The organism is Thalassobaculum sp. (assembly GCF_040219615.1).
Lineage (GTDB): Bacteria > Pseudomonadota > Alphaproteobacteria > Thalassobaculales > Thalassobaculaceae > Thalassobaculum_A.
On the sequence record NZ_JAVJSE010000044.1, the window covers coordinates 162,816 to 174,535 of the forward strand.

Below are 11,720 nucleotides of genomic sequence, written 5' to 3' on the forward strand. Positions count from 1 at the left end.
CGGTGCCTGCGGCGACGACGCCAAGCCCCCCGACGGCGCGGGGAGTCGTGCCCGGGTTGACCGATTGCGCGCCGCCTTCCGGCCCGACCGCCGGAAAGCGGTTACTGGCCCCACATCATGGCGCGGATCCGCGGCGGCAGGATGCCGATCTCGTTGCGCACGCTCTTGACGCCCGGCACGCCCTCCGCGGCCATGCCGGCCGCCCGCTTCTCGACCTCCGTTCCAACCGAACCCCAGATGTGGACGACGCCGCCGGACACCACGACGCTCAGGAACGCGAAGCCGGCGCCGGCTTCAAGGATCGCCGCTTCGACGGCCTTCTTCACCTCGTCGTCCGATGCGGTGACGGCCGGCGCGGCCCGACGCGCGACCAGGCCGCGCAGAAGATCGGCACGGCTGACGATCCCGACCAGGCGATCGCCGCGCAGCACCGGCACGCGCTTGATGTGATGCCGTTCGAGTTTCTCGGCAATCTCCTCGAGCGTGGCGTTCTCGTCGACGCTCCTGACGTCACGCGTCATGACATCGCCCGCCGTACCGCCGTGCGACCTGACGTATTCGAGCGCCCTCTCCTCGGAGTTGTCGAGAAGGCTGAGCCACCAGGACGGGTGACGCTCCGTGCCGGTCTCCGGGCGCCGCATGAGGTCGCCCTCGCTGACGATCCCGAGCACCTTGCCGTCGCCGTCGACGACCGGAACCGCGCTGATCCGACGCTCCAGCAGCAGCTTTGCGACGTCCTGAACCGTCGTCTCCGGCGGCACGGTCGCGACCGCCGTCGTCATGATGTCTTTTGCCTGCATGGCCGTTTGCCTCCTTGATAGACCCTGCGACGGCATGCTCGCCGGCGCTACCATCGCGGAGCGGCATGCCGACAGGCACGCAACGCGTGCCCGGACAGTTCGATGGGTCCCCCGAGCGCCTCGCACTGCAACATCACCATGGCCTCGGCGCCTCGACCGTGGTGTTCGCCCAAGACTGCCCCGGCGTCATGCGCCGGAGTCAGAACGGGCGCCGCGCATACGGATCGTCCATGGCGTTCCGGCCTGCCGCCATATCGGCCCGCCTGACGTGAGTTCTCACATCCAAGCCCGCAGAATACCGGCAGCTTACGCGTTGTATTCCGGGATCTGTTGATCTCGGTCAATCGGCTCCGACACTTTGTTCAGCGAGCCGTCACACTTCCCTTCGACATGCCCGGCGCCGCGCCCGTCCTGGCAGAACGGCTCAAGCCGCCGCCGCCGGATAGCCGGCGTCCGAGATGGCCTTGGCGATCGCACCGGCATCGCCGGCCGGGTGAACCGTGACGAGGCCGGACGCGATGTCCACCTGCACGTTCGCCCCGGGCTGCACGGCCTGAATAGCCGTCGTGACCCGCTTCGCACAGGCCCCGCAGTGGATCTCCTGAACCTTGAAACTCGCCGTCATCGCTGTCGTTCCTTCTGGACTGTCCGTTGCACTGGCGCCGCATCCGGGTGCGGCTCCGCTCGGGATCGACGCTAGTGGTTCCAACCGCTGGAAGGTCAAGTCGCTATCGCGGCGCCTGGCTGCCTCAGTCGCCGTGACAGGCCGGAGCGCTCCCGGCGGTTGCCGCCGTGCCGGCCTTTCGCCGCGGCAGCAGGCCGGGCTTGTACGGCGCCTCCGTCACCGTCCCGTTCCCGGCGCCGGCCAGTTCGTCGATGATCGGGCACTCCGGCCGCTCGTCGCCGTGGCAGTGCTCGGCGAGATGGCGCAGCGTCTCGGCCATCTGCAGGAGCTGGGCCACGCGCTCCTCCAGGACCCGGACATGCTCCGATGCCAGTCGCTTGACGTCGACGCTCGCACGATCCCGGTCACGCCACAGCGCAAGCAGCTCGGCGATCTGTTCGACCGAGAAACCGAGATCGCGGGCACGGCGCACGAACCGGAGCGAGTGGACGTCCTGTTCGGAATACACCCGGTAGCCGGCTTCCGTCCGCCCCGCCCTCGGGATCAGGCCGATGCCCTCGTAGTAGCGGATCATCTTCGCCGAGACGCCCGAGGCCCGGGCTGCGTCGCCGATGTTCATGCAGTCCTCCTTTGGCGGTTCACGCCGCACCCGCCAGGCCGGGCCGAAGCTGGGGATCGGCCGAGACGTCGGCATCGAGGGCCGGCCTGAACCGGCGGAGCCTGAGCGCGTTGCTGAGCACGAAGACGCTGGACAGCGCCATGGCGCCGGCCGCCACGATCGGCGACAGAAGCACGCCGTAGAACGGATAGAGGGCGCCAGCGGCGACGGGTATCAGGCTGACGTTGTAGGCGAACGCCCAGAACAGGTTCTCGCGGATGTTCCGGATCGTCGCCTGCGACAGCCCGATCGCATTCGCGACGTTGCGCAGATCGCCCGACATCAGAACCACGTCGGCGGTCTCGATCGCCACGTCGGTCCCGGTGCCGATCGCGATCCCGACATCCGCCTCCGCCAGGGCCGGCGCGTCGTTGATGCCGTCGCCGACGAAGGCGACCTTGCGATCGCCCGCCCGCAGATTGCGGACCGCTTGCAGCTTGCCGTCCGGCAGCACCTCGGCAATGACCTCGTCGATCCCCAGCCGCCGCGCCACGGCCTCGGCGGTCCGCCGGCTGTCGCCGGTGATCATCGCGACCTTCAGGCCGAGTCCGTGGAGCGCTGCGATCGCCGCCGGCGTCGACGCCTTGATCGGATCCGCCACCGCGACCAGCGCGGCGATCCCGCCGTCGATCGCCACATACAGCGGCGTCTTCGCATCGTCGGCGAGGGCGGCGGCCCGGTCCCCGAAGCCGGAGCAGTCGATGCCCGACTGCCGCATCAGCCGGTCGGCGCCGACCAGCACCACCCGGCCGTCCACCGTGGCGACGATGCCCAGCCCCGGCAGGGCTTCGAAGGCGGAAACCGCCGCGGGACCGACGCTGCGCCGCTCGGCGGCCGCGACGATGGCACCGGCGATCGGATGCTCGGACCGGGCCTCCGCGGCGGCGACCAGGCGCAGAACCTCGGCCTCGTCGTGGCCGTCGGCCACCAGCAGGTCGGTGAGCTCCGGCCGACCGGCCGTCAATGTCCCGGTCTTGTCCAGGGCGACGACCGACGTGTCCCGCAGGGTCTGCAGCGCGTCGCCCTTGCGGAACAGGATGCCGAGCTCGGCCGCGCGGCCGGTGCCGACCATGATGGAGGTCGGGGTGGCGAGCCCCATGGCGCAGGGGCAGGCGATGATCAGCGTCGCCACCGCGTTCACCAGCGCGAAGGTCAGGGCCGGCTCGGGCCCGAAGGCGAGCCACACGCCGGCGGTGAGCACGGCGACGGCGATGACCGCCGGCACGAACCACGCGGTCACCCGGTCGACCAGCGCCTGGATCGGCAGCTTCGCGCCCTGGGCCTGCTCCACCATCCGGATGATCTGGGCGAGCAGCGTGTCGCTGCCGACCTTGGTCGCCGTGAAGGTGAAGCTGCCGGTCTTGTTGATCGTGCCGCCGACGACTTCGGCGCCGGCCGACTTCGCGACCGGCACGGGTTCGCCGCTGATCATCGATTCGTCGACGTAGGACGACCCCTCCGACACCATGCCGTCCACCGGCAACCGGTCTCCGGGCCGCACCACCACGAGGTCGCCGACCAGGACATCGTTCAGCGGAACCTCGGTGACGATGCCGTCACGTCGCACGCGCGCCGTCTTCGGCTGCAGGCCGACCAGCCGCCGGATCGCCTCGCTGGTCCGGCCCTTGCTGACCGCCTCCAGATAGCGACCCAGCATGATCAGCGTGACGATGACCGCCGCCGCCTCGTAGTAGACGTTGACGGTCCCCTCGGGCAGCAGGTCGGGCGCGAAGGTCGCGACGACCGAATACCCGTAGGCGGCGGAGGTCCCCAGCACGACCAGCGAGTTCATGTCGGGCGCCGCCCGCAGCAGCGCCGGCACCCCCTTGGCGTAGAACCGCAGGCCCGGCCCGAACTGGACGACGCTGGCAAGGACGAAGGAGAGGTACAGGACCGGCTGCCGGCCGAGTGCCGCGTCCAGCCAGTGGCCGAACGGCCCGACCAGGTGCGAGCCCATCTCGAGGACGACGATCGGCAGCGTCAGCAGGGCCGCGAGCGCAAGGCTCCGACGCAACCGGGACAGTTCCAGGCTTCGCCGCTCCTGTTCCGCGTCGGCGTCGGCGCCGCCGCTGCCGCTCGACAACCGTGCCTCATAGCCGGCTTCGGACACGGCCGCCACCAGGGCGGCGGCGTCGACGCCGCCGGCCGAGCGCACCGTCGCGCGCCCGGTGGCGAGGTTGACGGCGGCATCGATCACCCCCGGGACCTTCTCCAGCGCCTTTTCGACCCGCGAGACGCAGGAGGCGCAGGTCATGCCGTCGATGGCGAGTTCGGCGGTCTCGGCGGGCACTTCGTACCCGGCGGCCTCGACGACCCTCACCAGCTCCGGCGGCCGGACGGCGCCCGCCGTCGCCACGGTTGCCCGGCTCGTCGCCAGGTTCACCGAGGCGTCGGTCACGCCCGGCACCGCCCGCAGGGCCTTCTCGACGCGTCCCACACAGGACGCGCAGCTCATCCCGTCGATCACGAACTCGAGCGTGCGGCCAGGGGATTGCATTCCCTCACCCGCCGCCGAATGCACTTGCGCCACCATCGTCGTTCCTCATCGAGCGTCCGTTCGACTGCAAGATGGGGGTTCCCATGATGGGAAGGTCAAGGGCCTTGCGGCGATTTCCGACGGTCGGGCGTGAAGGCCCCGTTCGAAAGCAACCCATGCCCGGTTTCAGGGCCGGTGACTCGGGACGATCTGCGCCCGTCACCGTGCAAAGGCCGCGCGGCCCGATTGACGCAGATCATGGCTCATCCGCTCCTGGTCGCCGACCGTCGGACCATGGAACAGGACGGCAGCAAGCCGGGTCTGCGGTTCCCGACGGTCGAAGACCACGAGGCACTGGTGGGCGCGGAGGTTGTCGGTCGCTTCCTGATGACGCGGCCGATGGAGGAATGGCTGGCTCTGATCGCCGCGTTCGAGCCGAGGTTCCGGCTGCGCGGCGCCGACGCCTGAACCACGAGGGAGACACCGATGCCCGAGAGTGCGGAGTTCGTCGTCCGGTTCGACTATCTGCGGCGCGCCGACGTGCCGCGCGTCGGCGGCAAGAACGCCTCGCTGGGCGAACTGATCGGCAACCTGTCGACGGCCGGCGTGCGGGTCCCGCCGGGCTTCGCGACGACTGCCGACGCCTATTGGCGGTACGTCGACCACAACCGGTTGCGCGACACGATCGCGACGACGCTCGCTGACCTCGCCGCCGGCAGGTTCCCGCTCGCCGAGGCCGGTCAGGCGATCCGCCGGGCCTTCCTTGCCGGCGACTGGCCGGACGATGTCGCCGGCGCGATCCGCGGCGGGTACCGCGAGCTTTGCCGCCGGGCCGGCCGGGACGAGGCCGACGTGGCGGTGCGCTCCAGTGCCACCGCCGAAGACCTGCCGGACGCCAGCTTCGCCGGTCAGCAGGAGAGCTTCCTGAACATCCGCGGCGAGGATGCCCTGGTCGATGCCTGTCGGCGGTGCCTTGCGTCGCTGTTCACCGACCGCGCCATCAGCTACCGGCAGGCCAAGGGCTTCGATCACCTGAAGGTCGCGCTGTCCGTCGGCGTGCAGCGCATGGTCCGCGCCGACCTCGGCGGCGCCGGCGTGATGTTCACGATCGACACCGAGACCGGCTTCGACCGGATGGTGCTGATCGACGCGGCCTGGGGTCTCGGCGAGACCGTCGTCCAGGGCACCGTCGACCCGGACGAATACCAGGTGTTCAAGCCGCTGCTGGCCGACGGCTCGTCGGTTCCGATCGTCGGGAAGACCCGTGGCGGCAAGGACCGCAAGCTGATCTACGCCGAGGGCGGCGGTCGCGCGACCAGGACCGTGCCGACCTCGAAGGCCGAACGCGCCGCCTTCGTGCTCGCCGACGGCGAGATCCTGACACTGGCGCGCTGGGCCTGCGTGATCGAGGACCACTACGGCCAGCCGATGGACGTGGAGTGGGCGAAGGACGGCGAGACGGGCGAAATGTTCGTCGTGCAGGCCCGCCCGGAAACCGTGCAGTCCCGGCGCGGCGCCGAGAGCCTCGCCACCTACACCATCGGCTCCAAGGGGCGGCTGCTGGCATCTGGCCTCAGCATCGGCGACGCGGTCGTGGCCGGGCCGGTCTGCGTGATCGAGGACGCCGCCGACATCGGGCGGTTCGTGGACGGTTCGGTGCTGGTCACCCGGACGACCGACCCCGACTGGGTGCCGGTCATGAAACGGGCGGCGGCGATCGTCACCGACCACGGCGGCCGCACCTCGCATGCCGCGATCGTCAGCCGCGAACTCGGCCTGCCGGCGATCGTCGGCGCCGGCGACGCGACCCGCGTGCTGCATGACGAGCAGGCGGTCACGGTGTCCTGCGCCGAGGGCGACAAGGGTTTCGTCTACGAGGGCACGGCCGTCTACGAACGGGTGCCGCTCGATCTCGGAGCGATCCCGGCCACCCGAACCAAGGTGATGCTGAATCTCGCCAATCCGGCGGCGGCGCTGCGCTGGTGGCGGCTGCCGGCCGACGGCGTCGGGCTCGCGCGCATGGAGTTCGTGATCGCCAACATGGTGAAGGTGCACCCGATGGCGCTGGTGCGCCCCGAGGCCGTCACCGACCCGGCGGCGCGGCAGGCCATCGAGGAGCTGACCGCCGGCTACGACGACAGGACCGAGTACTTCGTCGACCGCCTGTCGCGCGGTCTCGCCCGGATCGCGGCGTCGGTGTACCCGGCGCCCGTGATCGTCAGGATGAGCGACTTCAAGACCAACGAATACGCCAACCTGATCGGCGGCGCCGCCTTCGAGCCGAAGGAGGAGAACCCGATGCTCGGGTTCCGCGGCGCCTCGCGCTACTACTCGCCGCGCTATCGCGACGGCTTCGCGCTCGAGTGCCGCGCCATCGGGCGGCTGCGCGAGACCATGGGCTTCGACAACGTGATCGTCATGATCCCGTTCTGCCGGTCGGCGGCCGAGGCCGACAGGGTGCTGGAGGTCATGGCGGAGAACGGGCTGCGACGCGGCGAGCGCGGCCTCGAGGTCTACGTGATGTGCGAGATCCCGTCGAACGTGATCCTGGCCGAGGCATTCGCGCGGCGCTTCGACGGCTTCTCCATCGGCAGCAACGACCTCACCCAGCTGACGCTCGGCGTCGACCGGGATTCGGCCGAACTCGCCGAGCTGTTCGACGAGCAGGACGAGGCGGTGAAATGGATGATCCGCAACGTCATCACCGAGGCCCACAAGGCCGGCGCCAAGGTCGGGCTGTGCGGCCAGGCGCCCAGCGACCATCCCGAGTTCGCCGAGTTTCTGGTGAGCTGCGGCATCGATTCGATCTCGGTCACGCCGGACAGCTTCGTGTCCGTGAAGCACCGGGTCGCGGCCGCCGAGGCGACGGCTCCGTCGTGAGGGAGTATCGCCAGGATCCGATGACCGGCGCCTGGGTGATCGCGGCCCGCCGGACCGCCGGCGGCGGCTTCAGCGCGGCGGCATCTCGTCCTGCAGCAGGACCACCGGGTAGCCGTGCTCGTCGGCGTTCGCCATGGCCCAGCCGAGCGCCGTCTCGCGATCGGTCCGGCGCACCGGAAAGTGCTTGATCTCGGCCTCCCCGGAACCGCCCGACGCCGGATCGGATCCCGCAGGCTGCCAACCTTCCAGCTTGGCGCAGAGCTGTCCGTCGTCGTCCGGGTAGAGGCGCAGGCGCATGCAACTCGGGCGCATGTAGTAGCCCGCCCAATCCAGAATCTCCGGCATCGCAGGGTCCTCCGCATTGTCTGTGCCGGGGCGCCGCGCCCGCGTCGGCGAAGGGCGTCTGACTTCGCCGCGACCGCGACCGGCGTGCGGGCCGGCATGGCCCTCGGCACCCATTCACGCCGCCGAGCAGTATCCCCGTGACCGGGCGCGCCCGCTTTGATGTCGATCAAGCGCCGCGGCGGGTCGTCCGGCCTCGCGGCGTCGCGCGCAACCAGGCCGGCCGAAGCCCCCTACCCCCGCACCCGCTCCGCCACCGCGCGCACCGTGTCCATGAATACCTGGGCCGCCGCCGTCGGCACCGTGTCGATCCGCGTGGTCAGGCCGACCGGGCCCTGGCTGTCTCCGGTGTCGACCGCCAGCTCGGCCAGCGCGCCCTCCTCCAGGTCGGTGGCGACCACGCCGTGCGAGATGATCCAGATCGCGTCGGTCGCCCGGGTGAAGGTGCGCCCGAACGCGTTCGATACGCTCTCCACCGAGCGCGGCAGGGTCTCCAGGCCGTGCTGGGCCAGCAGCCGCTCGACCGCCGGGCGGATGATCATCTCCGGGGTCGGCAGGATCACCACGTGGTCGCGCAGTCGGTCCAGGTCGAAGGCCGGGGCCGCCAGCAGCGGGTGGCCGGGCCGGACCACGAAGCTGAGGCGCTCGGAATACAGGTACTCGAAGTTCAGCCCAGCCATCCGCTCGGGGTTGCTGAGCCGGCCGACCAGCATGTCGAGCTCGCCCTGGCGCAGCCGGTCGATCAGCACCGGGTTGGTGCCGGAGATCACCCGCACGGTCTGGGCCGGCTGAAGCTCGCCGAAGCGCCGCACGGTCTCCGGCATCAGCCGGGCCGCCACGGTCGGCAGCACGCCGACGGTCACGAAGCCGCCGCCGGCGGCGCGCAACGCGTCGACGCTCTCCAGCCCGCGCCGCAGCGCGTTCAGCACCGCGTCGGCGTGCCGGCGGAACACGATGCCCTGCTCGGTCAGGTGCACGCCACGCCGGGTGCGCTCGAACAGCGGCACCTCCAGGATGTCCTCGAGCTCGCGCAGGGTCTTGGACACCGCCGGCTGGGTGATCGCCAGGCTGGCGGCGGCGCGGTTGACACTGCCGAGCCGCGCCACCTCGGCGAAACAGCGGAAATGCCTGAATTTCACCGGCCGCTCGGACACCATCGCCCCCTTTCGCCGCCGCCCGCTTCGGCAGCGACGAACAGTTATAACAGAACTGCCGAAATCTCATTTTACATAACTAATGCACCGGGTCAGCATGACCATCAACAGACAACACCATCGGGCAGACGCCCAAGACGGGCGATCGGGAGCGAGACCGGCATGCAGGCAGTGACCATCGACGGGACGCCGACACACTACGCTGTGGACGGGCCGGACGACGCCCCCGCCCTGGTGTTCGCGAACTCGCTCGGCACCGATTTCCGGATCTGGGACGGGGTGCTGGCGCGCCTGGACGGCCGGTTCCGCACGATCCGCTACGACATGCGCGGCCACGGGCTGACCGGGCTCGGCAGCGCGCCGTACGGGATTCCGCGGCTCGCCGCCGACCTGGACGCCCTGCTCGACCATCTCGGGGTGAAGAGCGCGCTGCTGTGCGGCCTGTCGATCGGCGGCCTGGTCGCCCAGCAACTGGTACGCGACAACCCGTCACGGGTTCGGGCCCTGGTGCTGTGCGACACTGCCGCAAAGATCGGGACGCCGGACATGTGGCAGGCGCGCATCGCCGCGATCGAGCAGGGCGGCCTCGAGGGGCTGGCCGACGCCGTCATGGAGCGCTGGTTCGCACCGGTGTTCCGCCTGACCCGGCGCGAGGAGCTGGCGGTCTGGCGCAACATGCTGGTGCGCACCCCGGCCGCGGGCTATGCCGGCGCCTGCGCGGCGATCCGCGACGCCGACCTGTCGGCCGACACCGCCCGCATCGCGGTCCCGACCCTGGTGGTCTGCGGCGCCGACGACGGCGCCACCCCGCCGGCGATCGTCAAGGCCCTGGCCGACGCCATCCCGGGGGCGCGCTACCGCGAGATCCCGGAGGCCGGGCACCTGCCCTGCGTCGAGCAGCCGGAGGCCCTGGTCGGCCACATGCTGACTTTCTTCAAGGAGGCCGGTCTTGTCTGAGGAGCGCTACGACGCCGGCATGGCGGTCCGCCGGTCGGTGCTGGGCGACGCCCATGTCGACCGGGCCGAGGCCCGCAAGACCGAGTTCGACGCCGACTTCCAGCGCTTCATCACCGAGGGCGCCTGGGGATCGGTGTGGACCCGGCCCGGCCTGCCCAGGCCGACTCGCAGCCTGCTCACCCTGGTGATCCTGGCCAGCCTGGGGCACTGGGAGGAGTTCGCCATGCATATCCGCGCCGCCCGCAACACCGGGGCGACCCGCGACGAGATCAAGGAAGCGCTGTTCCACGTCGCGGTCTACGCCGGGGTACCGGCCGCCAACCGCGCCTACGGACTGGCCAAGGGCGTCTACCAGGAACTGGACGCAGAGGGAGGATCCGAGCGATGACCAAGGTCACGGGCACCACCGCCCGCGATTGGGGGAGTCATCCCCCCTATATCCACCCGGACTACAAGTCGACGCCGCTGCGCGGCCCGACCAGGCCGCTGCTGCCGCTGAAGGCGACGCTGAGCGAGCTGACCGGCCCGGTCTACGGCCACGAGAGCGTCGGCAAGCTCGACGCCGACCTCACGAAGAACGGCGCGCGCAACGGCGAGCCGCTGGGCGAGCGCATCGTGGTGACCGGCCGGGTGCTCGACGAGCGAGGCCGGCCGGTGCCGAACACCCTGGTCGAGGTCTGGCAGGCCAACGCCGCCGGCCGCTACCGCCATGCCGACGATCCGCGCGACGACGTGCCGGTCGACGGGACCTTCACGGGATTCGGCCGGTCAGGCACCGACGGCGACGGCCGCTTCTGGTTCGAGACGGTCAAGCCGGGACCGGTCCCGGGGCGGGGCAACGCACCCCAGGCGCCGCACATCAACGTCGCGGTGTTCGCGCGCGGCATGCTCACCCATGCCTATACCCGGATCTATTTCGCCGACGAGGAAGAGGCCAACGCGATCGACCCGGTGCTCAACACGGTCGACGAGGCCCGGCGGGGGACGCTGATCGGCGACGCACGCCCGGTGCACGGCCGCACCGTCTATCGTTTCGACATCAGGCTGCAGGGAGACGGCGAGACGGTCTTCTTCGACGTCTAGCGGAACCGTGTAGCGGAAAGGGGCCGGCAGAGCCGGCTGCGTGGGGGCATGACCATCAGCGCCACCGATTCTCGGATCACGGGTCCGCTGTTCAGCGATCCTGACGTCGCCGCCGCCTTCGGCGACGCCGCTGCCGTCGACGCCATGGTCGCGGTCGAGGCCGCCCTGGCGCGGGCACAGGTCAGGCTGGGCCTGATCCCGTCCTTTGCCGCCGACTGCATCGCCCGCGCCGCCGAGACGTTCGAGCCCGACCTGGATGCCATCGGCGCCGATACCGAAAAGTCGGGCGTGCCGACGATCGCCCTGGTCGCCCAGCTCCGCCGCGCGGCGGGGGAGGAGGCCGCGCCCTTCGTCCACTGGGGAGCGACCAGCCAGGACATCGTCGATACCGCCTTCGTGCTCCAGGCGCGCGATGTCGTCGACGGATTCGCCTTGCGGCTCGCGGCGGTGGCCGAGGCGCTGGTCTCCCTGGCCGAGGCGCACCGGGACACGATCATGGTCGCCCGCACCCGGTCCCAGCAGGCGCTGCCGACGACCTTCGGGGTGAAGGTCGCGGGCTGGCTGTCGCCGCTCGCCCGGCACCTGCGCCGGTTTCACGAAATGCGCGGCCGCGTCTTCGCGGTCCAGCTCGGCGGCGCGGCCGGGACACTGGCGGCGATGGGCGACCGCGGCGCCGAGGTCGGCAAGGCGCTGGCCGACGAACTCGGCCTGAGTGCGCCCGACATGCCCTGGCACACCCAGCGCG

Annotated in this window: 12 protein-coding genes; 6 read left to right on the forward strand and 6 right to left on the reverse strand. The window is 70.8% G+C overall.

From position 1 onward, the window contains the following. Nucleotides 1–101: 101 nt before the first annotated feature. The 4 genes from RIC31_RS27320 to RIC31_RS27335 form a co-directional block, all read right to left on the reverse strand. On the reverse strand, nucleotides 102–854 hold the full coding sequence (locus tag RIC31_RS27320) for a CBS domain-containing protein (RefSeq protein ID WP_350116037.1): 753 nt from the start codon (nucleotides 852–854) through the stop codon (nucleotides 102–104). Between the two features lie 370 nt (nucleotides 855–1,224). After that, nucleotides 1,225–1,425 (reverse strand): heavy-metal-associated domain-containing protein, encoded by a 201-nt coding sequence (locus RIC31_RS27325; protein WP_350116039.1) that lies wholly within the window; start codon nucleotides 1,423–1,425, stop codon nucleotides 1,225–1,227. A gap of 124 nt (nucleotides 1,426–1,549) precedes the next feature. Then, nucleotides 1,550–2,044 (reverse strand): Cu(I)-responsive transcriptional regulator, encoded by a 495-nt coding sequence (cueR, locus tag RIC31_RS27330; RefSeq protein ID WP_350116042.1) that lies wholly within the window; start codon nucleotides 2,042–2,044, stop codon nucleotides 1,550–1,552. Between the two features lie 19 nt (nucleotides 2,045–2,063). Continuing rightward, nucleotides 2,064–4,580 (reverse strand): heavy metal translocating P-type ATPase, encoded by a 2,517-nt coding sequence (locus tag RIC31_RS27335; protein WP_350116045.1) that lies wholly within the window; start codon nucleotides 4,578–4,580, stop codon nucleotides 2,064–2,066. Nucleotides 4,581–4,817: 237 nt separating this feature from the next. Here RIC31_RS27335 and RIC31_RS27340 point away from each other — a divergent pair, with 237 nt between their 5' ends. Both RIC31_RS27340 and ppsA read left to right on the forward strand, forming a co-directional pair. Continuing rightward, nucleotides 4,818–5,027: a hypothetical protein gene (locus RIC31_RS27340; protein WP_350116048.1), complete on the forward strand. Its 210-nt coding sequence runs from the start codon at nucleotides 4,818–4,820 to the stop codon at nucleotides 5,025–5,027. Nucleotides 5,028–5,045: 18 nt separating this feature from the next. Further along, a complete protein-coding gene (gene ppsA, locus RIC31_RS27345; RefSeq protein ID WP_350116051.1) occupies nucleotides 5,046–7,439 on the forward strand; it encodes a phosphoenolpyruvate synthase in 2,394 nt (797 codons plus the stop codon). A gap of 69 nt (nucleotides 7,440–7,508) precedes the next feature. Here ppsA and RIC31_RS27350 read toward each other — a convergent pair whose 3' ends face one another. Continuing rightward, on the reverse strand, nucleotides 7,509–7,784 hold the full coding sequence (locus RIC31_RS27350; RefSeq protein WP_350116054.1) for a hypothetical protein: 276 nt from the start codon (nucleotides 7,782–7,784) through the stop codon (nucleotides 7,509–7,511). A gap of 230 nt (nucleotides 7,785–8,014) precedes the next feature. Next, the gene (pcaQ, locus tag RIC31_RS27355) at nucleotides 8,015–8,920 is read right to left on the reverse strand and encodes a pca operon transcription factor PcaQ (RefSeq protein ID WP_350116058.1); all 906 of its coding nucleotides are present in this window, start codon (nucleotides 8,918–8,920) and stop codon (nucleotides 8,015–8,017) included. Between the two features lie 177 nt (nucleotides 8,921–9,097). On the opposite strand from pcaQ, the gene pcaD reads away from it, so the two are divergent. The 4 genes from pcaD to RIC31_RS27375 all read left to right on the forward strand — a co-directional run. After that, the gene (gene pcaD / locus RIC31_RS27360; RefSeq protein WP_350116061.1) at nucleotides 9,098–9,892 is read left to right on the forward strand and encodes a 3-oxoadipate enol-lactonase; all 795 of its coding nucleotides are present in this window, start codon (nucleotides 9,098–9,100) and stop codon (nucleotides 9,890–9,892) included. Beyond that, nucleotides 9,885–10,280, forward strand: coding sequence for a 4-carboxymuconolactone decarboxylase (gene pcaC / locus RIC31_RS27365; protein WP_350116064.1), 396 nt, complete (start codon nucleotides 9,885–9,887; stop codon nucleotides 10,278–10,280). Before pcaD ends, pcaC begins: the two co-directional genes overlap by 8 nt. Beyond that, nucleotides 10,277–10,975, forward strand: coding sequence for a protocatechuate 3,4-dioxygenase subunit alpha (gene pcaG, locus RIC31_RS27370; RefSeq protein ID WP_350116067.1), 699 nt, complete (start codon nucleotides 10,277–10,279; stop codon nucleotides 10,973–10,975). Before pcaC ends, pcaG begins: the two co-directional genes overlap by 4 nt. Nucleotides 10,976–11,023: 48 nt before the next feature. After that, nucleotides 11,024–11,720 (forward strand): lyase family protein (locus RIC31_RS27375; RefSeq protein WP_350116070.1); only part of this gene is annotated, 697 nt, incomplete at its 3' end.